General features: G+C 65.1%; 22 protein-coding genes, 1 other RNA gene and 3 pseudogenes. 17 read left to right on the top strand and 9 right to left on the bottom strand.

The annotated features are described in order from the left end of the window. The 4 genes and pseudogenes from WJW29_RS03840 to WJW29_RS03825 form a co-directional block, all read left to right on the top strand. Positions 1–285 (top strand): transposase (locus WJW29_RS03840; RefSeq protein WP_143690701.1); only part of this gene is annotated, 285 nt, incomplete at its 5' end. Positions 286–414: 129 nt separating this feature from the next. After that, positions 415–1005: pseudogene (locus WJW29_RS03835) on the top strand (carbonic anhydrase); the annotation flags it as partial. Positions 1006–1068: 63 nt separating this feature from the next. Further along, a pseudogene (locus WJW29_RS03830) lies at positions 1069–1629 on the top strand (SulP family inorganic anion transporter); the annotation flags it as partial. 199 nt (positions 1630–1828) lie between these two features. Then, positions 1829–2113, top strand: coding sequence for an STAS domain-containing protein (locus tag WJW29_RS03825; RefSeq protein ID WP_228329614.1), 285 nt, complete (start codon positions 1829–1831; stop codon positions 2111–2113). A gap of 202 nt (positions 2114–2315) precedes the next feature. Here the strand turns inward: WJW29_RS03825 and nth are convergent, their stop codons facing one another. The 3 genes from nth to WJW29_RS03810 are packed head-to-tail and all read right to left on the bottom strand — an operon-like array spanning position 2316 to position 4194. Then, on the bottom strand, positions 2316–3026 hold the full coding sequence (gene nth, locus WJW29_RS03820; RefSeq protein ID WP_011259107.1) for an endonuclease III: 711 nt from the start codon (positions 3024–3026) through the stop codon (positions 2316–2318). Then, positions 3023–3403: a hypothetical protein gene (locus WJW29_RS03815; protein ID WP_011408619.1), complete on the bottom strand. Its 381-nt coding sequence runs from the start codon at positions 3401–3403 to the stop codon at positions 3023–3025. The genes nth and WJW29_RS03815 overlap by 4 nt, the downstream gene beginning before the upstream one ends. A gap of 8 nt (positions 3404–3411) precedes the next feature. Continuing rightward, positions 3412–4194, bottom strand: coding sequence for an enoyl-CoA hydratase-related protein (locus tag WJW29_RS03810; RefSeq protein WP_011408618.1), 783 nt, complete (start codon positions 4192–4194; stop codon positions 3412–3414). Between the two features lie 163 nt (positions 4195–4357). Here WJW29_RS03810 and WJW29_RS03805 point away from each other — a divergent pair, with 163 nt between their 5' ends. Next, complete coding sequence (locus tag WJW29_RS03805; protein WP_011408617.1) at positions 4358–5056, top strand: FKBP-type peptidyl-prolyl cis-trans isomerase N-terminal domain-containing protein; 699 nt, start codon at positions 4358–4360, stop codon at positions 5054–5056. On the opposite strand, the gene WJW29_RS03800 is transcribed toward WJW29_RS03805, so the two are convergent. After that, entirely contained in the window at positions 5049–5354 is a 306-nt protein-coding gene (locus WJW29_RS03800) for a hypothetical protein (RefSeq protein ID WP_341897661.1), read from the bottom strand. The genes WJW29_RS03805 and WJW29_RS03800 overlap by 8 nt on opposite strands. Here WJW29_RS03800 and WJW29_RS03795 point away from each other — a divergent pair. The 3 genes from WJW29_RS03795 to WJW29_RS03785 all read left to right on the top strand — a co-directional run bounded on the left by WJW29_RS03795 (position 5301) and on the right by WJW29_RS03785 (position 7919). Next, entirely contained in the window at positions 5301–6008 is a 708-nt protein-coding gene (locus tag WJW29_RS03795; protein WP_229001911.1) for a CoA pyrophosphatase, read from the top strand. The two genes, WJW29_RS03800 and WJW29_RS03795, sit on opposite strands and share 54 nt — an antisense overlap. Further along, entirely contained in the window at positions 6005–6877 is an 873-nt protein-coding gene (locus WJW29_RS03790; RefSeq protein ID WP_011259102.1) for a sulfurtransferase, read from the top strand. The genes WJW29_RS03795 and WJW29_RS03790 overlap by 4 nt, the downstream gene beginning before the upstream one ends. Positions 6878–6965: 88 nt before the next feature. Continuing rightward, positions 6966–7919 (top strand): DUF1684 domain-containing protein, encoded by a 954-nt coding sequence (locus tag WJW29_RS03785; RefSeq protein WP_011259101.1) that lies wholly within the window; start codon positions 6966–6968, stop codon positions 7917–7919. A gap of 76 nt (positions 7920–7995) precedes the next feature. On the opposite strand, the gene WJW29_RS03780 is transcribed toward WJW29_RS03785, so the two are convergent. After that, positions 7996–8571 (bottom strand): N-acetylmuramoyl-L-alanine amidase, encoded by a 576-nt coding sequence (locus WJW29_RS03780; RefSeq protein ID WP_011408613.1) that lies wholly within the window; start codon positions 8569–8571, stop codon positions 7996–7998. Positions 8572–8594: 23 nt separating this feature from the next. Between WJW29_RS03780 and WJW29_RS03775 the strand changes: the two genes are divergently transcribed. The 9 genes and pseudogenes from WJW29_RS03775 (at position 8595) to WJW29_RS03735 (ending at position 16639) form a co-directional block, all read left to right on the top strand. Continuing rightward, entirely contained in the window at positions 8595–9086 is a 492-nt protein-coding gene (locus tag WJW29_RS03775) for an MOSC domain-containing protein (protein ID WP_011408612.1), read from the top strand. Next, complete coding sequence (locus WJW29_RS03770; protein ID WP_011259099.1) at positions 9083–9610, top strand: YqiA/YcfP family alpha/beta fold hydrolase; 528 nt, start codon at positions 9083–9085, stop codon at positions 9608–9610. Before WJW29_RS03775 ends, WJW29_RS03770 begins: the two co-directional genes overlap by 4 nt. Positions 9611–9650: 40 nt before the next feature. Continuing rightward, positions 9651–10157, top strand: a complete 507-nt coding sequence (locus WJW29_RS03765; protein ID WP_011259098.1) for an N-acetyltransferase — start codon at positions 9651–9653, stop codon at positions 10155–10157. Positions 10158–10342: 185 nt separating this feature from the next. Then, a pseudogene (locus tag WJW29_RS03760) lies at positions 10343–11953 on the top strand (ATP-binding cassette domain-containing protein). After that, positions 11932–12123 carry a hypothetical protein gene (locus tag WJW29_RS03755; protein WP_027703372.1) on the top strand — a complete coding sequence of 64 codons (192 nt, stop codon included), beginning with the start codon at positions 11932–11934 and terminating at the stop codon, positions 12121–12123. Before WJW29_RS03760 ends, WJW29_RS03755 begins: the two are co-directional and overlap by 22 nt. After that, entirely contained in the window at positions 12120–14255 is a 2136-nt protein-coding gene (gene rlmKL / locus WJW29_RS03750) for a bifunctional 23S rRNA (guanine(2069)-N(7))-methyltransferase RlmK/23S rRNA (guanine(2445)-N(2))-methyltransferase RlmL (protein ID WP_011408610.1), read from the top strand. Before WJW29_RS03755 ends, rlmKL begins: the two co-directional genes overlap by 4 nt. A 209-nt stretch (positions 14256–14464) precedes the next feature. Beyond that, a non-coding RNA gene (locus tag WJW29_RS03745) (sX9 sRNA) lies at positions 14465–14541 on the top strand. 197 nt (positions 14542–14738) lie between these two features. Continuing rightward, entirely contained in the window at positions 14739–15515 is a 777-nt protein-coding gene (locus WJW29_RS03740) for an NAD kinase (RefSeq protein WP_011408609.1), read from the top strand. A gap of 167 nt (positions 15516–15682) precedes the next feature. Further along, positions 15683–16639: a 5'-nucleotidase gene (locus WJW29_RS03735; RefSeq protein ID WP_011259093.1), complete on the top strand. Its 957-nt coding sequence runs from the start codon at positions 15683–15685 to the stop codon at positions 16637–16639. A gap of 20 nt (positions 16640–16659) precedes the next feature. Here WJW29_RS03735 and WJW29_RS03730 read toward each other — a convergent pair whose 3' ends face one another. Genes WJW29_RS03730 through sbcB form a run of 4 tightly spaced genes read right to left on the bottom strand, consistent with a single transcriptional unit; the run spans position 16660 to position 20382 of the window. Then, positions 16660–17220 (bottom strand): DUF2939 domain-containing protein, encoded by a 561-nt coding sequence (locus WJW29_RS03730; protein WP_011259092.1) that lies wholly within the window; start codon positions 17218–17220, stop codon positions 16660–16662. A gap of 41 nt (positions 17221–17261) precedes the next feature. Beyond that, the gene (locus tag WJW29_RS03725; RefSeq protein WP_011259091.1) at positions 17262–18281 is read right to left on the bottom strand and encodes an aldo/keto reductase; all 1020 of its coding nucleotides are present in this window, start codon (positions 18279–18281) and stop codon (positions 17262–17264) included. Further along, a complete protein-coding gene (locus tag WJW29_RS03720) occupies positions 18254–18940 on the bottom strand; it encodes a DUF2461 domain-containing protein (protein ID WP_011259090.1) in 687 nt (228 codons plus the stop codon). The genes WJW29_RS03725 and WJW29_RS03720 overlap by 28 nt, the downstream gene beginning before the upstream one ends. Continuing rightward, the gene (sbcB, locus tag WJW29_RS03715; RefSeq protein WP_011259089.1) at positions 18937–20382 is read right to left on the bottom strand and encodes an exodeoxyribonuclease I; all 1446 of its coding nucleotides are present in this window, start codon (positions 20380–20382) and stop codon (positions 18937–18939) included. The genes WJW29_RS03720 and sbcB overlap by 4 nt, the downstream gene beginning before the upstream one ends. Positions 20383–20435 lie beyond the last annotated feature (53 nt).

Raw genomic sequence — 20435 nt, 5'->3', positions numbered from 1 at the left:
GACGAGTTGCAGAGCTGCGAGGCTGCATTTTTCATTGCCGCCAAGCGCTCCACGATTCAAGCCATTGGCAACAAGCGCGCGCGTGCTTGGGCAGAACGTTGGGAACACTTCAAGGCAAGCGTGCGCGCGAAGGTGGAGCACCCATTCCGGGTGATCAAGCGGCAGTTCGGCTACACCAAGGTGCGCTATCGCGGCCTGGCCAAGAACACCGCACAGGTGCAGACGTTATTTGCGCTGTCGAATCTGTGGATGGTGCGCCGGCACTTGCTGCCGGCCAGGGGATAATGCTGCCTGGCGGCAGCCAAAACCGCCAGAACGTTGCAAAAATCGCACCCGACTCAGCATTTTTCCAGTCATTGAAATGCAAGAAGCTGGAATTTTAGAGGTTTGATGGGTTGTTCAGACCTTCCCTAAAGCCCGCATACGCTGTTCATTACCTGCGCCGATTCGCGCGTCATGCCGGAACTGATCTTCTCCGCGCAGCCCGGCGAACTGTTCGTCTATCGCAATATCGGCAATGTGGTGCCGCCCTACTCGCAACACGTCAGCGGCGTGGTGGCAGCGATCGAATACGTCGCTGCAGTACTGGGTGTGCGTCACATCGTGATCTGCGGCCATACCGATTGCGGTGCGATGAAGGCCGTGCTGAAGCCGGAGCCGCTGGAAGACGTGCCCTCCGTGGCAGCGTGGCTCAAGCACACCGATGCGGCACGTCATGTCACCGCGCATCACGGGCATGATCCGCATAGCCAGGACGCGCTGAGCTGCATGACCGAAGAAAACGTGGTCTCGCAGCTGGATCACCTGCGCACGCAGCCGGTGGTGGCAGCCCGTCTGGCCGCGGGCACCTTGCGTATCCACGGCTGGATCTACGATATCGCGCACGGGGAGATCCGCGCCTTCGATGCCGAGAAGGGTGGCTTCCGGCCGCTCCTGGCCGAAAGCACTCCCGAGGCCACTCCGCGCCCGCGATTCCAGCAAGTCGTGCGCGCTGAACTCGCTTGACGAAGCTCACCATGAACACCTCAGGTATCGGCGGATATTTCCGTCAGGAACTGTTTGGGCGTGATGTATTGGCGTCTGTCGTGGTCTTCCTTGTCGCGCTCCCGTTGTGTATGGGTATCGCAATCGCATCTTTTGCCGGGTGCATTGATTGCGGTGGTGGTGACGGCGACCATGCAGTTGCAGGGCTTAAACGTCAACAAGGTCGACGTTCCGACCAATCTGTTATCTGCAATCAGCATCCCCAGCATTTCCGACATCTTTGGCGTGTTCACCCACACGTTGCTGGTGTCGGCAGTGACCTTCGCCTTCATCGCCAGCGCGGAAACCTTGCTGTCGGCCGCGGCGGTGGACCGTCTGCATCAGAGGGGGGGCGTACGCAGTACGACCGTGAGCTGGCGGCGCAGGGGGGGCAATATGTTGTGCGGCTTCCTGGGCGCATTGCCGATGACCGGCGTGATCGTGCGTAGCGCGGCCAATGTGCAGGCCGGTGCGGCCACGCGTACCTCGACCATCCTACACGGCAGCTGGTTGCTGGTCTTCGTCATGCTGCTGCCGTGGCTGTTGCGGATGACGCCGGTCGCGTGTCTGGCCGGTATCCTGGTCTACACGGGCGTGAAGATGATCAAGATCGAGCAGGTCAAGGAGCTGGTGACCTATGGCCGTGGAACGGCCGCGATCTCTCTGGCGACCACCTTCGCGATCGTGGCGACCGACTTGCTGACCGGTGTGCTGATCGGCTTTAGGTTTGTCGTTGTTCCGTCTGGCACTGCACTCCTCGCGTCTGAAGGTCGAAGTGCGCGAGCACGCCGACAAGAAGGACGAGATGCATGTGACCTTGCAGGGCTCGGCTACCTTCCTGAAGGTGCCGGCCATGGCACGGACATTGGAAAGCGTGCCGCCGAACACTGCGCTGCATCTGGATGTGGCCAAGCTGCACCACGTCGACCATGCCTGTATCGAGTTGTTGCGCGACTGGAGCCGCAATGCAGCCTCGCGCGGCTGTGAGCTGGTGGTGGATTGGAAGGAACTTGATCGACGTGTCGAAGGGCAGCCCACCGTGGAGGGCGTGCTGGTGGAATCGCGCGTCGAGCAGGCGAAAGTTGCGTAAGGTGTCGTAAACGCCCGGCGTTCGCGCCGAGTGACCCCCGTCGCGACCGGATGATGCATGGCGCCCAAAGACGCATCATCCAGTCGCGATTTTTTTGCGGCCGGGAGTAGGGATTCGTGATGCGTAAAAGCTTGCGGCCTTGCCGTTGATGGCTGTGGATCAGGGCGCGCGGTTGCGTGGTTGCTTCGGCTTCACTGCTGCATCAACTCTTGGTGTCTGTTGGCCGCTCAGGGGCCGGCGGCGTCTTGTCGCGGTAGCGGCATAGATCGTGGATCACGCAGCCTGGGCAATCCGGTTTGCGTGCCTTGCAGACGTAGCGGCCGTGCAGGATCAGCCAGTGATGCGCGTCGTAAAGAAACTGGGCGGGAATCACCTTGACCAGCCTGTCTTCGACAACGCGGACGTCCTTGCCCGGCGCCAGACCGGTGCGGTTGGAGACGCGAAAGATATGCGTGTCCACTGCCATCGCAGGCTCGCCGAACGCGGTGTTGAGCACCACGTTTGCGGTTTTGCGGCCGACGCCGGGCAATGCCTCGAGTGCGGCGCGGTCGTGCGGCACTTCGCCGCCGTAACGCTCCAGCAGAATGCGACAGGTGGCGATGACGTTCTTGGCCTTGGCGTTGAACAAGCCGATGGTGGCGATGTACCGCTTCAGGCCTTCTTCGCCGAGATCGAGAATGTCGCGCGGTGTGTTAGCCACCGGATACAGCTTGCGGGTGGCCTTGTTGACGCCCACATCGGTAGCCTGCGCCGACAACAGCACGGCGATCAACAACTCGAACGGGGTGGTGTATTCCAGTTCGGTGGTCGGGTGCGGATTGAGTTCGCGCAGGCGCTCGAACATCTCCTGTATCTCGGGCTTGCGCATGCTGCTGCCACGACGCGCTGGTGGCGTTGCCTGCGGTGCGTTCATGGCTGCGCTCCGCCGGCGGCTTTGGCCTTGGCACGTGCCAGGATGGCGGCGGCCAGCGGCGGCAATGCCGGCAATGCCGGCTGGCTGGGTGCCGGAGCGGGTGCCCTGCGTGCGTCACGCTCGGCGGCGCGGCGTTGCAGACGCGCGGCGCGCGCGCGATAGCGTTCGCGCGCGGCCCATGCATCGCGCAAACGCTGCTGTGCACCCCGCAACGTGGCGCACACCTGCTGGCAATCGGCGTCCAGCGCGTCGTGTTGCGGGTCGGGCAGATACGCCATCAGGCCGAGTGCCAGCGCGCGATCAAGATCATCGGCTTGCACGCAGTCGAATAATTGCAAGGGCAGGGGGCGCGGTGCCGGTATGGGGTCGAGCGTCATGGCGATGATCAGCGGTTCTTGAAGTGAGCAGGGCGCTTGTGGAGAAACGCACGGGTGCCTTCGCGCATGTCGTCGGTGGCGAACAACAGCGCAAATTGCGCGGTTTCCAGCTGCAGACCTTCTTCCATGGCGCACTCGCCGCCGAACACCAACGCATCCAGAATGCCGCGCAGTGCCAGCGGTGCTGCAGTTGCCAAGCGTTGCGCAAGCGCCAGGGTCTCTTCGTGCAAGGCGTCCGCTTCGACCACGCGATTGACCAGGCCCAGTTGCAGTGCGCGTGCCGCGTCGATCGGCAGGCCGAACAGGCACAGTTCCAGCGCTGCCGCGCGGCCGGTCAGGCGCAGCAGGCGCTGCGTGCCGCCGAAGCCGGGGATCAGGCCCAGGTTGATTTCCGGTTGCCCCAGGCGCGCGGTGGTCGCGGCGATGCGCAGATGGCAGGCCATTGCCAGCTCCAGGCCGCCGCCGAGCGCAAAGCCATTGATCATTGCAATCACCGGCTTAGGCATGCGTTCGATCCGGCGCATCAGCTGCTGGCCCAGCAGCGAGAACGCGCGGCCCTGGATTGCCGACAGATCACTCATTTCGGCGATATCTGCGCCTGCCACGAACGCCTTGGGGCCAGCGCCGGTGAGAATCACTGCACGTACGTCGTCTGCAGCGGCTGCGTCCTGAAACGCCTGATCCAGGGCCTGCATGGTCTGCTGGTTCAAGGCGTTCAGTTTGTCCGGCCGGTTGACCGTAATCGTCCGGATGCTGGCGTGATCGGCAATCAGAATGACGTGATTGGACATGTGAACCCTTGCGGACGTAAAAAATTAGTAAATACGGAACTTCTGAAAGCCTTGCTGGTCCTAGCTTTCGCGATAAGTAGCGGTTCGGTATCGCGGCCGCTATCCTAACGCGTCATCTCAGGCGGCAGACCCGTCCTGTGCCACCACCCTGGAGAATTGTTTGATGAAGTTGCGTTCTATCGCGGTCGCTGTGGCGGCCCTGGCCCTGACGGGCAATGCACTAGCCCAGGACACAACGTCCGAGAAGGGCAAGTTGAGCTACTACTTCGGCTATGACTACGGCAATAACCTTGCCGAGCTCACCGGTCGCGGCGAGCAGCTCGACATCAACTCGGTGGTAAAGGGTCTGCAGGACGCCTATGCCAAGAAGCAGCCGGCGATCACTGCCGACCAGCTGAAGCCGGCCGTTGAAGCGTTCCAGAAGCGCGAGCAGGGCCGTGCCCAGCAGGCCAAGGCCGAGTACGAAAAGGCCGCTGCCGCCAACAAGACCAAGAGCGATGCGTTCCTGGCAAAGAACAAGGGCACCGCTGGCGTGCAGACGCTGCCGAGCGGGGTGCAGTATCGCGTGATCGAAGCCGGCAAGGGCGCCAAGCCGACCCAGGCCAGCACGGTGCAGCTGGAAGTGGCCGGTCCGTTCCCGTTCGGCGACCGCGAGAAGGCACGTCCAGCGCAGCAGATCCCGGCCATCAAGGTCAGCGAAGTCGAAATGCAGGCCATGCGCGACACGCTGCTGCAGATGCCGGCCGGCTCGAAGTGGGAAGTGACCCTGCCGCCGGAAAAGGCCTACGGTGCCGACCCGCGGACCCCGTTCCCGCCGAACGTGGCTGTGCAGTTCGAGATCAAGCTGGTCAGCGTCAAGTGATGTGATTCGATGTTGTGATGACAACGCCGGCCACCAGGCCGGCGTTGTCGTTTTGGTCGACCGATTGCCTGAAGATGACAATGAAACGATGCAGCGGCCGTAAGACCCGGCAATGAGCGGCAGCGATGTCGAAACCGATGTCGATGTCGATGTAGATCCCGATCCCGATTTCGCGGCCGGCCGGCTGCCGAGTCCGTGTATCGGTGTATGTTCGCTGGATGCGCAGTCGCACTGTGTCGGCTGTTTGCGCAGCATGGATGAAATTGCACGCTGGATGAGCATGAGCGACGCCGAACACCAGAACTATCTGCATACGGTGCTGCCCGCACGCGCGCTGACGGCGCAGCTGCCTGAGTACGCGCAGCTCAGGCGAGCGTTGTATCCGCTGGACACTGCGCCGGCAGGGCCGGGCTGGAACCATGCCGAACTGATCGATCTGACCGACGGCGACGCGTCTGCCGAGGCGGCAGTGCTCTGCGGGCTGGTGCCCCGCGAACAGGGCACCACTGTGCTGCTGACGCGTCGCACCGACAGCCTGCGCCATCACGCCGGGCAGGTCAGCTTCCCGGGCGGACGCATGGAACCATCCGATGCCGATGCCGCCGCAGCCGCGCTGCGTGAGAGCTGCGAAGAAATCGCGCTGGGCGCACAGCAGGTGCACGCCTTGGGGTATCTGGATCCGTTTCTGACCGTCAGCGGATTCCGGGTGACGCCGGTGGTGGCGGTGATCGACCCGGCGTTCGTGGCGGTCCCGCAGCCGGATGAGGTGGCGGACGTCTTCGAAGTACCGCTGGCCTACCTGATGGACCCGGACAATCTGCGCAGCGTGGAACTGGAATTTCGCGGGTGCCCGCGCCGCGTACTGGAATACAACTGGCCTGGCCACCGCATCTGGGGCGCAACTGCGGCCATCCTTCTCAATCTTCGTCGTCGCCTGGAGCAGGTTGCATGAGTGCCGATCCGAACTGGAGCACGCTGGTCGATGCCGCCACGCTGGCGGCCACGTTGCAGCATCCGCAGCTGCGTCTGCTGGATGCGCGCGCCGCGCCACCGACCGCGCCAGACCCGGACGCCGCGGGCAAGGCGTACGCGCAGGGACATCTGCCCGGCGCGCATTACGCCGATCTCGACCACGATCTGGCCGACCTGTCGCGACCGGCGCACGGGCGGCACCCGTTGCCGCACAGCGCGGCATTCGCCAAACGTCTGGGCGAATGGGGTATCGATCCACACAGCCAGGTGGTGGTCTACGACGCGGGCGATGGCAGCATGGCGGCCGCACGCGCGTGGTGGATGTTGCGGCTGATGGGGCATCGTCGGGCGGCGGTACTGGACGGCGGTCTGGCCGCATGGCGCGCCGCCGGGTTTGCACAAAGCACCGAGCTACCTGCAGTGCATGATGGCGCTGCGTATCCCGGCAGCTTCGATACCGCCGCGGTCGTGGATGCCGAGCAGATCGTGGAGCGACTGCAGCAGGCGCCGGGCTGGTTGCTGGACGCGCGCGCAGGCGAGCGTTTTCGTGGCGACGTCGAGCCGATCGACCCGGTGGCGGGGCATGTGCCAGGTGCGGTCAGTCGCCCGTTGGGGTTGAGTCTTCGCGATGGCCGCTTCAAGCCGGTCGCCGAGTTGCGCGCCGAATTGTCCGCATTACTCGGCGCGTATCAGCCCGACCAGGTGGTGGTGATGTGCGGATCCGGCGTCACGGCATGCCATCTGTTGCTGGCATTGGAAGTGGCCGGGCTGTCAGGAGCGCGCGTTTACGCCGGTTCCTGGAGCGGTTGGCTGCAAAACGCGTCGCGTCCGGTCGCGACCGGCTCCTGATTGCAGGCACAATAGCGGCAGGAACGGTGGCCTGTGGTGACGCAGGTTCGCTGCGCGGAGCGCAGTTTCTTGCAGTGCTGGGTGAACCATGCGGTTGCAGTTACGGGTTGGCGCGTTGTGCGTCGCGGTGTGGACGCTGGCTGCCTGTTCGGCGGAATCGACCGCCGACGTCAGCGATGCGCCTGCTGCCGGTTATCGAAATGCGGCGCAGCACGATGTCTATCAGCTCGCGCTGGACCGCGCGCGCGCGGAGCGATTGACGCAACTGCGTGCGCCCGACGGGTGGCTGAGCTATACCGGTTCGGGGCGCTTGCGCGCCGGCCAATACCGTGTGGGCAGCGACCCGCACGGCGATATCGTGCTGCCTGCGGGCCCCGCGCAGCTGGGGCAACTGACGTTGGATGCTGCGGGACAGGTACGCTTTCGCGCGGATGCCACCGCGTCGGTGACGCTCAATGGGCAGCGTATCGACGAGGTTCGCCTGGAACCGGAGCGGGCAGGGCAGCGCGGCGATCGGCTGGACGTGGATGGCCGGCAGTTCTATCTGGTGCAGACCGGCGCCTTGTACGGATGGCGCTTCCGCGACCCGGCATCGCCGGCGCTGAGGCAGTTCGGAGGGTTGGAATATTTCCCCACCGATCCACAGTGGCGCATCCAGGCGCAGTGGCAACCCTATCCAGCGCCGCGCACGACCACCTTGCTGACGTCGATCGGCACGCCACTCACGGTGGAGGTGCCGGGAGAAGCGGTGTTCTCGTGGAATGCCCACGAATACCGCTTGCAGCCGCTGCTGCAGGAGGATGGCCAGGGCCTGTTCTTCCTGTTTGTCGACCGCACCAGTGGCAAGGAGAGTTATGGCGGCGCGCGCTATCTCTACACCGCATTGCCGCGCGATGGCCGTGTCGTGCTGGATTTCAATCTGGCCGAAAATCCGCCGTGTGCACTGACGCCGCATGTGGTCTGCCCGATCGCGCCGCCCGAAAATCGACTGGACGTGGCAGTGAATGCAGGCGAGAAGACCTACCGTGCGACGGAGCGTTGAGCGTTCCAGTGGGCAGTTTCGAAAACTACCAACGACATCTCGCATGTACGCATCGTGCGGTTTCTAAAAATGCCGTTTAACCTGGCGTGTGCGACCAGCTTACCGCCGCCTCGATACGCGGCCACGGAAACAACGGGCCAGGATCGAGTTTGCGCTGAATGTTGCGCGCCGGGGCGTCGCTGGCCGCTTGCTGGGTGGTATCCAGCGCTTGGTGGCCGGCGATGCGTCGCACCGAAGGCAGTTGCTGCTGCAGCCATTGCAACAAGCTGATCAGCGCAGCGATCTGCGCTTCGGGATACGGTTCGGTCATTTCTTGATGACGCGAATCCAGCCAGTGGGGATAGCGGCCGCGGTTGACCAGTTCGATCCCCAGCGTATGTAGGTTATGCCCACGCACATGGTGCGCAACGCGCTCCAGCGCGACGTATTGCTGGATGCTGCCGTTGCGATCGAGGTAGTAATGCCCGCTGTTGCCGGTGCCGCTGTCGTAGAGCACACGCTCTCCGTATTCGCGCGCCATCGCCATGTCCGGCAACTCGGTGCAATGGATGACCACCATGTCGATCTGGGTGAGCGCGCGTGTTGTCAACCGCGATTCGTAGGACAGCGGCGCGTAGGTGATCGGTGGCGACGGCAGGACGGCATCGGACATGGAGCGGATGCTAGCATTCGGCGATGGCTTTGAATCCCGACAGCCCTCTGGGCAAATTAATGGCGACGCTGCCGCAGACCGGTCAGGTGACCTGGATCGGCGTGCGTCCGGCGCGCGACGTGGCAATGCTGGAAGTGGACGCGGCGCAGGTCACCACCGGCATTGGTCTGGTGGGGGATCGCTACAAGGGCGGCAGCGGCAAGCGCGGCGTGACCCTGATCCAGGCCGAGCATCTGCCGGTGATTGCGGCGTTGGCAGGACACGCGACCATCGCGCCGGCCACGCTGCGGCGCAACGTGGTGGTGTCCGGCATTCCGTTGATCGCGCTGAAGGGGCGGCGGTTTCGCATTGGCGAGGTGGAGCTGGAAGGTACCGACCCGTGCGATCCGTGTTCGCGCATGGAAGATGCGCTGGGCCCGGGCGGCTACAGCGCCATGCGCGGTCATGGCGGGCTGTGCGCACGCATCCTGCGCGGTGGCGTGCTGCGCATCGGCGATACGGTGCAGGCGCTATGAGTCGCGGGCATTGCATCCTCTCGCACGGTTTCGAAAGCGGCCCGGACGCCTTGAAGGTGACTGCGCTGGCCAACGTGGCCGAGCAGTTGGGCTGGACCCACGAACGCCCGGAGTACACCGACCTGGATGCACGCCGCGAGGTCAGCGCGCTCGGCGACGTGCAAGGCCGGCTGCAACGGCTGCTGGAGATCGCACGTGCGGCCGCCGATAAGGGCCCGCTGGTGCTGGTCGGTTCCAGCCTGGGTTCGTATATCGCCGGGCGGGTGTCGTTGCAGGTACCCACACGCGGCTTGTTTCTGATGGTGCCGCCGACCCAAATGGGCCCGCTGCCGGCGCTGGATGCCGCACCAGTGCCGATCTCGATCGTGCATGCCTGGCGCGACGAGCTGATTCCGGCCGCCGACGTGATCGCGTGGGCCCAGGCACGGCATGCGCGCTTGCTACTGGTCGACGACGACCATCGCCTGGCCTCGCACGTCGACGCGTCGGCACGTGCGTTCGCAGAACTGTTGCAGCGCCTGTGATGCGGACCCTGTTGCGCCACGGCTGCGCGCGGAGCCACCGATGAAGGTGTTGATCCGCGAAGCGACCGAAGGCGACGCCGCCGCCATCGAACTGCTGACGATGGTGGCCTTCATGCGCGCCGAGCACAGCCGGCATGACGAGCACCAGGTGATTGCCAGCTTGCGTCAGGACGGCGCATTGGCGTTGTCGCTGGTGGCCGACCACGATGGCTATGTCGTCGGCCATCTGGCCGTCTCGCCGGTGACGCTGTCGGACGATTCGCCCGGCTGGTTCGCACTCGGCCCGCTCGCCGTCGGGCCAGGCCACCAACGACAAGGGCTGGGCACGCGGCTGGCGCAGGCGGCGCTCGCCACCTTGCGCGAGCGTGGTGCTGCGGGTTGTCTGGCGCTGGGCGAGCCAGCGTTCTTCCGGCGCCTGGGCTTTGCGGTCGAACCCGGCCTGGTGCTGCCCGACGTGCCTGCTTCGGAACTGCAGGCGCTGGCCTTCGGCGACCGGCTGCTGCCGCTGGCCGATGTGGCGTATCACCCGGCGTTCGGGCTGGGCTGAGCGCAGGCTGCCTGCGCCTGGTGTGCTGCGCGGGTGTCGTCGGTAGAGCCGCAGGTCAGACTGGCTGCGCTTAACTTTTCGAGGATTGGTCCAATGCGCCATTGATGCCGCCGTCGTGATGACGGCCTTACCCGCTGCTGGTCCGCCTGGATCGGCGCGTGTGCTGGCATGCAATGGAGATCCGGATGACCTGTGCGTCGCTGACGCTGGAAAGCGTTGCGTATGTGCTGCCCGATGGCAGCCCGTTATTTTCCGATCTGAACATCCATATCGACCAGCGCGCTACCGGCCGGGTCGGGCGCAACGGCGTGGGCAAGAGCGTGCTTGCGCGCCTGCTTGCCGGTGAGCTGCTGCCCAGTGCCGGGCGCTGTGTCCGTAGCGGCAGCGTGCATGACCTGCCGCAGCGGGTGAGCGTTGCGCCGGAGCAAAGCATTGCCGAATTGGCCGGTATCGCGCCGCTGCTGGATGCGCTGGAGCGCATCGCCGCTGGCGGTGTTGCGCCCGCCGATTTTGAACGCGTCGGCGAGCGCTGGACCGCCCATGCGCAATTTGCCGCCGAACTCGAACGGCAAGGCCTGGGTGGGCACGATCCACGTGCACCGGCCGCGCAATTGAGCGGCGGCGAAGCGATGCGCGTGGCGCTCGCCGGCGCGTTTCTGACCCAACCGGATCTGCTGATCCTGGGCGAGCCCAGCAATCACCTGGATGGTCCGCAACGCCAGCGGCTGATGGATCAGTTGCTGGCATGGAGCGGCGGCTTGCTGGTGATGAGCCACGACCGCAGCTTGCTCGATGCGATGCAGCGCATCCTGGAGCTGTCCGCGCAGGGGCTGCGCAGCTACGGCGGCAACGACGCGTTGTATGCGCAGCCGCGCGATCGAGCCACAGGCGGCCAGCGATCTGCTGGCACAGCGCAAACACATGCGCGCACGCGGCGAGCAGGCGTTGCGCGCGCAACTGTAGCGTCAACAGCAAGGCCAGGCGCGCGGCGCGCGTGCTGCGGGGCAGGCGAATCAGGCCGCGATCCTGTTTGGTGGGCACAAGCACCGCAGCGACGTCAGCGCGGGAGCGGCTGCAACAGCAACGTCAGGCCGAACAGGCGCGGCTGAGTGAAGTGGTGCGGCCGGCCGCAGCGCAGGTGGAGGCCGATCAGGCGATCGCTGTGCTGGCGCCGACCGCATCAACCGGCGGATCGCGGCGCCTGGCCACGCTGAAACAAGTGGCACTGGACGGGCGGCTGGGCGGGCGGCGGGTGGAGTTGCTGCTGCAGGGACAGCCGCGGATTGGTCTGGTCGGTCCCAATGGCAGTGGCAAGTCTGCGTTGCTGCAGTTGCTGGCAGGGCGTTTGCAGCCAAGCGCAGGGCAGTGCCAGGTGCACGTGCCGGTGGCATAGCTGAATCAGGATCTGGGGCTGCTGGACCCGATGCGCGCGGCCGTTGTGCAACTGCAGGAGGCAGACCCGGGTGCGCCGACGCATGCACAGCGGCGGCGGCTGGCCGCTGCTGGGGCTGGACCAGACGCGTGCCGACCTGCCCACCGGCCAGCTCAGCGGCGGCCAGCGGCTCAAGGCGGTACTGGCCTGTGCGCTGTACCAGGCAAAGCCGGCGCAACTGCTGTTGCTGGACGAGCCGACCAATCACCTGGATCTGCCCTCGGTGGAAGCGATCGAGGCGCTGCTGCGCAGCTACCAGGGGGCGCTGATCGTCGCTTCGCACGATGCCGCCTTCCCGCAACGGCTGGGCCTTGAGCAGCGCCTGGATACGGCGCAGGTGCAGTGGCGGCTGGCGCCGTGGTGAACCGTGCGGCGGGCGATCCGGCGCACGGGCTGGTAATGCCGGCCACGATGGCCGACCATTTGCACCCCGTCCACGGCGGCCACGGCATTGCCCACCCGGGCGCCGGCCCGCTGTCCTGCTCCCACGCTCGCCGCCGCGGCCAGCGTCTTTATCGATACCTGCCCAAGTGAAATTCTTCGCATCCTGCGCCAAGGGCCTGGAATACCTGCTTGCCGACGAACTGCTTGCGCTCGGTGCCAGCAAGGCCACCGCCACTATCTCCGGCGTCAACGTCGAAGGCGAACTGCGCGATGCCCAGCGCGCCGTGCTGTGGTCGCGCCTGGCCAGCCGCGTGCTGTGGCCGCTGAGCGAGTTCGATTGCCCGGACGAAGACGCGCTGTACGCCGGCGTGGCCGAGCTGCCGTGGGACGCGCATCTGTCGGTGGGGCACACGCTGTCGGTGGACGCGCATGTGTCCGGCACCGCGATCACGCACGCCCGCTACGCAGCGCAGCGCATCAAGGACGCGGTGGTGGACACCATGCGCCGGCAGGGGCTGGAGCGCCCGTCGGTAGACGTGGAAAGCCCGGACCTGCGCCTGAATTTGTCGCTGCGTAAAGGCCGCGCCACCATCTCGGTGGACCTGGGTGGAGGCCCGCTGCACCGGCGCGGCTGGCGCATGGCGCAGAACGAGGCGCCGTTGAAGGAAAACCTGGCCGCAGCGGTGCTGATGCGCGGCGGCTGGCCGCGCGCCTATGCCGATGGCGGCGGCTTGCTGGATCCGATGTGCGGCAGCGGCACGCTGCTGATCGAAGGCGCGCTGATGGCCGCCGACGTCGCGCCCGGTCTGCAGCGTTACGGCAGCGATCTGCCCAGCCGCTGGCGCGGCTTCGACCGCAACGGCTGGCAGCAACTGGTCAGCGAAGCGCGCGAACGCGACAGCGTCGGCCGCGCCGCGCTCAAGCAGGTGATCCACGGCAGCGACATGGACCCGCATGCCATCCGCGCTGCGAAAGAGAATGCGCAAGTGGCCGGCGTGGCCGAGGCGATCTGGTTCGGCGTGTGCGAGGTCGGCGAGTTGCAGACGCCACCGCAGGCCACCGGCGTGGTGGTGTGCAATCCGCCCTATGACGAGCGCTTGGCCGCCGATGCGGCGCTGTATCGGCGCCTGGGCGATACCTTGCAGTGCGCCGTGCCTCAATGGCGCGCGAGCCTGCTGTGCGGCAATGCCGAGCTGGCGTATGCCACCGGCCTGCGCGCGGGCAAGAAATACCAGCTGTTCAACGGCGCGATCGAATGCGCGTTGATCGTCTGCGACCCGATCGCAGTGCCGCGACGCACCCCGCTGGCGGCACCCACCGCGCTCAGCGAAGGCGCGCAGATGGTGGCCAATCGGCTGCGCAAGAATCTGCAGAAATTCAAGAAGTGGCGCGCGCGCGAAGGCGTCGAATGCTTCCGCGCCTACGACGCCGATTTGCCGGAATATTCTGCCGCCATCGACGTGTACCAGCAAGCCGACGGCGACCGGCGCATCTTCCTGCATGTGCAGGAATACGCAGCGCCAGCGACGATTCCCGAGGCCGATGTGCGCCGTCGTCTCAACGAACTGCTGGCCGCCGCACGCGAGGTCTTCGAGGTACCGGCCGAGCGCGTGGCGCTGAAGTCGCGCGAACGCGGCAAGGGCGGCAGCAAGTACGGTCGCTTCGAACAGCGCAACGAAATCGTCCACGTGCGCGAACACGGCGCGTTGCTGCGCGTGAACCTGTTCGATTATCTGGATACCGGGCTGTTCCTGGACCACCGCCCGCTGCGTGGCACCATGGCGCAGCAGAGCAGGGGGCGCCGCTTTCTCAATTTGTTCTGCTACACCGGCGTGGCCAGCGTGGAAGCGGCCGTGGCCGGTGCGGCGTCCACCACCAGCGTGGATCTGTCGGGAACATACCTGCAGTGGTGCGCCGACAATCTCGCGTTGAACGGGCTGGCCGGCAGCAAGCACAAGCTGGTGCAGGCCGATGCATTGGCCTGGCTGGAAGCCGAACGCGCGCATTTCGACGTCATTTTTTGCGACCCGCCAACCTTCTCCAACTCTGCGCGCGCGGAAGATTTCGATATCCAGCGCGCGCATGTGCGTCTGTTGCGTGCGGCCGTGGCACGGTTGGCGCCTGGCGGCGTGTTGTATTTCTCCAACAACTTTCGTCGCTTCAAGCTGGATGAGGAAGGGGTGGCGGAGTTCGCGCAGTGCGAGGACATCAGCCCGCGTACCATCGACCCGGATTTCGAGCGGCATGCGCGGATTCACCGTGCCTGGCGGTTGACGGCCTGAGTTCACGCCGGTTGCATGCGATGGCGTGCTTCACGGTGTCGCGATGCAGCCAGCAGGCGTGGTTGCCGCGGTTGCAGGCGGCTGACGCCTGAAGCGGCTACCCGAACGTAGCAAGCAGTCGTCAGGTGGGCGTGGAAGGCGCACGTGGAGCGGCTAACAGAACGACTGCGCTCACCGCCAGGCGGGCGCGGCCGGTGCTCGGAATACTCATGTACCGCGCGTCCACTGCGGTTGTGAGCGCGCCCTCCGCGCCCACCTGACAGCTGCTCGCGACGTTTTGTTAGGTGCACTCAGAGCTGCGGTGTACGGGGGCACATGCCGCGCCGTGCAACGGCCGCGCTTGCCTGGCGGCTGCCCAGGCGTTGGTTCGTCGCGCTTGGACACGCAGACGCAATCGCGGCCGCCCATGCGCGTACAGGGCATGACCGCAACAAGCCCGGCACAGGGCTGCGGTATGCTGATTCGCATGCTTTGGAGTCAACGATGACCGCACCACCTCGCATCGCCTTTCTTGCCAGTCCCGCCGAGCCGGCGGTGGCCGCGCGCGCACGCCTTGTGCAGCGCTTTGGCGACCATGCGCTGGACTGCGCGGACATCGTCTGTGCATTGGGCGGCGACGGCTTCATGCTGCAGACGCTGCACCGACATGGCGCCTCCAACAAGCCGGTGTTCGGTATGAAGCTGGGTTCGGTCGGCTTCCTGATGAACCAGTACCGCGACGACGAGGACGACCTGCTCGAGCGGCTGCAACGTGCCGAGCCGGCGTATCTGCGGCCGCTGGAAATGCAGGTGCAGACCGAATCCGGGGCCAGTGCCGGTTCGTTGGCGTACAACGAGGTGTCGCTGCTGCGGCAGACCCGGCAGGCGGCGCATCTCAGCATTGATCTCAACGGCCAGACCCGCATTGCCGAGCTGATCGGCGATGGCGTGATGGTGGCCACGCCGGCCGGCAGCACGGCATACAACTATTCGGCGCACGGGCCGATCCTGCCGCTGGGCTCGCACACGCTGGCGCTGACACCGATCGCACCGTATCGCCCGCGACGCTGGCGCGGTGCCATCCTCAAAGCCGATACCGCAGTGCGTTTCCGTGTGCTGGACCCGTACAAGCGCCCGGTCAGCGTCACTGCCGATTCGCACGAAATCCGCGACGTGGTCGAAGTGACCATCCGCGAATCCACGCAGCGCCAGGTCACATTGTTGTTCGATCCCGAACACAACCTGGAAGAGCGCATCTTCAGCGAGCAGTTTGCGGTGTGAGGGGGCGGGATTGGGCATTGGCAACGGCAGACACACGCGATGCCGTCCGCCCGTGGTTGCGCCGGCAGGTTACGATGCGGCGCACGTGACTCAACGCCTGATCTCACGTTCCCGATGACTGCTCCAAACCACTCCCGAATTCCCAATCTCTCATCCCGGCCTCTCCAATGCCCGACAACTCCCCAAGATTATTGACCGTCGCGGTGACCTCGCGCGCCCTGTTCGATCTTGAAGAAGGCCATGCGCTGTTCGAGGCAGATGGGGTGGAGGCGTATTCGGCGTTCCAGCGCGAGCACGAGGACGATGTCTTGCAGCCGGGCGTTGCGTTTCCGGTCGTGCGCAAGCTGCTGGCGCTCAATCACGATGTGCCCGAAGACGCGCCGCGCGTGGAAGTGATCCTGCTGTCGCGCAATTCTGCCGATACCGGTTTGCGCATCTTCAACTCGATCCAGCATTACAGCCTGGGCATCGTACGTGCCACGTTCACCTCGGGCCAGCCGACCTGGCCGTACGTCAAGCCATTCGGCACTGATCTGTTCCTGTCGGCCAATCCTGAATCGGTACGGCGCGCGCTGAGCCATGGCATCGCGGCGGCGACCATCATGCCGCGCGCACCCGGCGAACGCGCCGAGGCTGCCGCAGCAATTGCAGATAACGACGAAAGCCGGCTGTCCACGCAGCTGCGGATCGCCTTCGATGGCGACGCGGTGATCTTCGGCGACGAGAGCGAGCGCATCTCGCGCGAGCAGGGCGTGGAAGCCTTCGGGCGTCACGAGCGCGAACGCGCACGCGAGCCGTTGTCGGTCGGGCCTTTCCGCAATTTCCTGTCGGCACTGCATGCCTTGCAGGCTGCGGTTCCGCCCGGCGAGGCATCGCCGATCCGCACGGCGCTAGTCACCGCGCGCTCGGCACCGGCGCACGAGCGAGTGATCCGCACATTGCGCGAGTGGGGCGTGCGTCTGGACGAGGCGCTGTTCCTTGGCGGGCGCCATAAAGGGCCGTTTCTGGAGGCCTTTGGCGCGGATATCTTCTTCGACGATTCGCAGCACAACATCGACAGTGCGCGCCAACATCAGCATGTGGCCGCAGGTCATGTGCCGCACGGCGTGGCCAACGAAGGGTAATGCGAGAACGATAGCGTCATTCAACCGGCATCTGGCACCGGTGATATCCCCAACTGCAGGTCCACTAGCTTCCAGCGCAACCCCTGTGGTTCCAGTACGACCTTCATTGGCGGTTCGCCGGGGGCGCGTTCGACGTCGATCACGAAGCGGTCCAGCGCCTCGAAGCGGTGTTTGGCGTTTTTCAACGGTCGCGCGGGTTCGGTGGGGCCGAAGGGATCGCCGCCCTGCAGTTCATTGCGGCCGCGCTTCCACAGGACATGCCCCTGCAACAGTGCACCGATGCCGATCGGCGTCACCAGCGTATCCACCGCCGCACCACCGAGTTGGTTCCCCAGGCCATACAGCAACGTGCCCCACGGACTGGCGGCGATGTCTGGACCGGCTTGCCGCACCAGATAATCGTTGAGCTGGGCGCGCAGGCTGCTACGCACACGCGGGAAGTCGACGTAGTGTTCTAGTGCGGCGGTATCGCGTTGCTCGATAGCCTTGGACAGGCCCTGCATGGTCAGGTAAGGCCCGCCGAACCACCACGCAGTGACGGCCAGCAAGACAACAACGAGAATGCCGATGGCTTTTTTCATGGCGCCCAGACTGCCGCAATTGCGGCTGCCGCAGGTGAAGATCAGTGACTGGGTGAGCCGCGGCCATCGCCGAAGGCGGCGACCAGACGTTGCCGTTGGGCGGTGTCCAGCGCCTGTATGCGGGTCTGCAGCACTTCATCCAGGTTGCCGATGCGGGTGGTGCCCAGGATGCCGCTGGCCACACCCGGGTGTTGCAGGACATATGCGAATGCCGTCTGTGCGGGGCGCTGGCTATCGATCGAAGCCACTGCACTGCGCATGTCGCGTGAACACTGCATCAAAGCACGGCTACTGGGCTTCAGCCAGGCGCGTGCCAGATACCAGGCATCGGCCAGACGCGGCAGGCGCGCACGCGCGGGCAAGAGGTGGCCCTGCGCAAGCACGGTGCCGGCCAGGACACCGATGCCCGCCTTCTGCAGCTGGTCGATCAGCGGTTCACGGTCCTGCTGCAGCGCGTTGTAGTCCAGCAGCACCGCATCCAAGACGTTGGGGTTGGCGATCATCCAGCGCAGGGTCGATGCCGAATGCGTATTGATGCCGGTGTGGCGGATCAAGCCACGCTCGCGCAGACGCTGCATAGCCAGCAGCAGGTCGTCGTTGATGTCGTGCTCGCTGGCGCCATGCAGCTGGTAGATGTCGAGATAGTCCAAGCCAAGATTGCGCAGCGATGCTTCGCAACTGGCAGTGATCGCTGCCGCAGAGAAGTCACGCTGCTCTGCACCACTGATACCGGCCTGACCGGTCAAGGTGCCGCCCTTGCTGGAGACGACGAGCGAATCCCGCGGATATTGTGCGAGCAGGGGGCGAAGTATCCGTCCCAGACGCGGTTCCGCATGAAAGTCGGAGTAGTTGTGGCCGGTGTCGAGCAGGTTCACGCCCTGCGCCAGCGCGGACTCGACCACCCGTGCGGCGGCGCCTTCGTCGAAGCGGCGGTGGCCCCAAAAGCCGGAACACCCCAAACCGATCGGTGAGACCAATAGCTTGGTGCGGCCCAGCGTCCGTCGCTGCTGGCCTAGCGGTAGATCCTGAGTCTTCAAAATTCCAGATCCAGGGCCGCGCACAGGTAATCGACAAAAGGCGCCAGAATCACCAGGTCCGCTTCAATGGTCTGACGCAGTCGCGGCCCGGTCATGATGCTGTCGTCCAGGTGACGCAAGTACGCCCAGTTGCGGTGCTTGAGATCGTCGATGAACTCGAAATCGTTGGGGAATCCACGCGGCGCACGCACCAGTTTTTCGCTGTCGTCCATGGTGAATTTGCGCAGTAACTTCGGATTGTGCGCGGCGGCTTTCCAGCTGCCGGGGTTATCGAAAATGAACTGGCGCAGCTTGCGTTGCGTGTCCGGTTCCGGATGCCACAAACCCGCGCCGACAAAACTTTCGCCCGGCTGCAAGTGAAGATAGAACGAGGGCGCCGGCATCTGCCGACGGCGCTCATGAAACAAGCGCGCGCCCTGCCAGTTCTTGTACGGTGACTTGTCGTTGGAAAACCGCGCATCGCGATAGATGCGGAACAGTGAGCCGCCCTGGGTCTTGGGATCGGCGCGATAGTGTGGGCTGACCTGCGCCAGTGCCGGCTGCAGATCGGTGATCAGCTGCAGAAACGGCTGGCGCACATGCGCCTCGTACTGATGCCGATGGTCGTTGAACCAGGTTTTGTCGTTGTGCCGGGCCAGGGCGCGCAGGAACGTGAAACTGGCGTCGGAAAAGTAGCTGGTCATAGCGTGCGTTGGAGGTCCAAACCCCAGGCGGCGAGCTGGTCGAGGAGGGCTTGCTTGGTAGCATCGTCGGGGTGAGCACGCCGTAAATCCACGATCTGCGCGTTGTACTGTTCCAGGGTCACTTCGCCCAGGCCGCGATCTTCGAGCAGGCGCTGGCGGCGATACGCGTTCCAGCGCTCCTGTTCGTCGAACGACAGTGTCTGCGGCCAGTTGCGCGCGCGGTAGCGGAACAGTAGTTCGATCAGGCGCGGGTCGCGAAAGCGTGACTCCAACGCGCACAGTTCGGCCGGTGCGCTGGTGCGGACTTGCGCCAGCAGACGCTTGTCGCCTTCGGCCAGAAAGCCATCGTAGAGCGAAGCGTCAGCATCGTTGGTCGCTGCCGCAGGTGCGCGCTCGCTGCCATAAACCTGGCGTACCTTTTCGGCAAGTTCGGGGCCCAATTCGCGCATGCGTGCCGCCTTGGCCAATACTGCATCCTGATCCACGCCCAGGCGCTCAAAATCTGCAGCGCGTAGATGCTGCCAGGCCACCAGCGCGGGCGACTTGTTCAGATGCACTTCTTTCAGTGGAATACGCCGCTCGCCTTCCGGCAGATCTGCGGCGCGAATATACAGGCGGTCGGCAATTTCGTCGGGGCTTAGCCGCAACAGCACGTCCGGGTCGCCTTCCAGATCAAACACGATCACGCGGCTGTCGATGCGCGGATGGCGTGTCAGCGGCAGCACCGCCGCCGCGCATAGACGCGAGGCGGGGTAGCGCTGCGAAATATGCAGCACCGGCTGCATGGCGATGACGTCCAGCAAGGTGGCGGCAAAGCGCTTGTCGCGCAGACGCAGCGCGTAGTCCCACAGTTTTGGCTGATGCTGCTGAAACTTGCGCGCCATGCCGATGGTGGCGTACACGTCCGACAGCGCTTCGTGCGCATCGCCTTCGCGCACATCGTTGGCACTGGCCAGGTGTTCCAGCTTGAACGAGGTGGCGCCATCTTCGCGTTGCGGCCAGACGATGCCGTCCGGACGCAGCGCATGCACCATCCGCAACACATCCAGCAGATCCCAACGCGAGTTTCCGCCGCGCCACTCGCGCTCGTAGGGGTCGTAAAAATTGCGAAACAGGCCGCAGCGCACGAACTCGTCGTCGAAGCGAATCGAGTTGTAGCCCAGCGTACAGGTCTGCGGCCGGCTCATCTGTTCGGCGATGCGCGCGAACGCCTCGGCCTCGGTGACGCCTTCGCGCAGCGCGTGCTGCGGCGTGATAGCGGTCACCATGGTGGCGTAGGGCGAGGGCAGCAGATCGTCGGCCGGCTGCACAAAGAAGCTGATCGGCTCTTCGATCACGCGCAGTTGCGCGTCGGTCCGCACCGCTGCGAACTGTGCAATGCGGGTGCGGCGCGGGTCCTGGCCGAAGGTTTCCAGGTCGTAGAAGAGAAAGCTGTCAGGCATGCAGGTACGACATCCAGATGCGCAGCGCGCGGCGTATGCGCTGCCGTTGCCGC

The sequence above is a fragment of the Xanthomonas sp. JL1 genome (genome assembly GCF_038405005.1).
Note: the sequence above shows the minus strand (reverse complement) of the source record. Positions and strands in the feature narration are given on the sequence as shown.

Excerpts from the sequence above, each read along its gene's own strand:
- WJW29_RS03805 (WP_011408617.1), top strand. The coding sequence starts at position 4,358 with ATGAAGTTGCGTTCTATCGCGGTCGCTGTGGCGGCCCTGGCCCTGACG.
- WJW29_RS03730 (WP_011259092.1), bottom strand. The coding sequence starts at position 17,220 with ATGAAAAAAGCCATCGGCATTCTCGTTGTTGTCTTGCTGGCCGTCACT.
- WJW29_RS03775 (WP_011408612.1), top strand. The coding sequence starts at position 8,595 with ATGGCTTTGAATCCCGACAGCCCTCTGGGCAAATTAATGGCGACGCTG.
- WJW29_RS03780 (WP_011408613.1), bottom strand. The coding sequence starts at position 8,571 with ATGTCCGATGCCGTCCTGCCGTCGCCACCGATCACCTACGCGCCGCTG.
- WJW29_RS03825 (WP_228329614.1), top strand. The coding sequence starts at position 1,829 with ATGCATGTGACCTTGCAGGGCTCGGCTACCTTCCTGAAGGTGCCGGCC.
- WJW29_RS03720 (WP_011259090.1), bottom strand. The coding sequence starts at position 18,940 with ATGACCAGCTACTTTTCCGACGCCAGTTTCACGTTCCTGCGCGCCCTG.
- WJW29_RS03765 (WP_011259098.1), top strand. The coding sequence starts at position 9,651 with ATGAAGGTGTTGATCCGCGAAGCGACCGAAGGCGACGCCGCCGCCATC.
- WJW29_RS03735 (WP_011259093.1), top strand. The coding sequence starts at position 15,683 with ATGCCCGACAACTCCCCAAGATTATTGACCGTCGCGGTGACCTCGCGC.
- nth (WP_011259107.1), bottom strand. The coding sequence starts at position 3,026 with ATGAACGCACCGCAGGCAACGCCACCAGCGCGTCGTGGCAGCAGCATG.
- WJW29_RS03770 (WP_011259099.1), top strand. The coding sequence starts at position 9,083 with ATGAGTCGCGGGCATTGCATCCTCTCGCACGGTTTCGAAAGCGGCCCG.
- WJW29_RS03785 (WP_011259101.1), top strand. The coding sequence starts at position 6,966 with ATGCGGTTGCAGTTACGGGTTGGCGCGTTGTGCGTCGCGGTGTGGACG.
- sbcB (WP_011259089.1), bottom strand. The coding sequence starts at position 20,382 with ATGCCTGACAGCTTTCTCTTCTACGACCTGGAAACCTTCGGCCAGGAC.
- WJW29_RS03810 (WP_011408618.1), bottom strand. The coding sequence starts at position 4,194 with ATGTCCAATCACGTCATTCTGATTGCCGATCACGCCAGCATCCGGACG.
- WJW29_RS03740 (WP_011408609.1), top strand. The coding sequence starts at position 14,739 with ATGACCGCACCACCTCGCATCGCCTTTCTTGCCAGTCCCGCCGAGCCG.
- WJW29_RS03790 (WP_011259102.1), top strand. The coding sequence starts at position 6,005 with ATGAGTGCCGATCCGAACTGGAGCACGCTGGTCGATGCCGCCACGCTG.
- WJW29_RS03815 (WP_011408619.1), bottom strand. The coding sequence starts at position 3,403 with ATGACGCTCGACCCCATACCGGCACCGCGCCCCCTGCCCTTGCAATTA.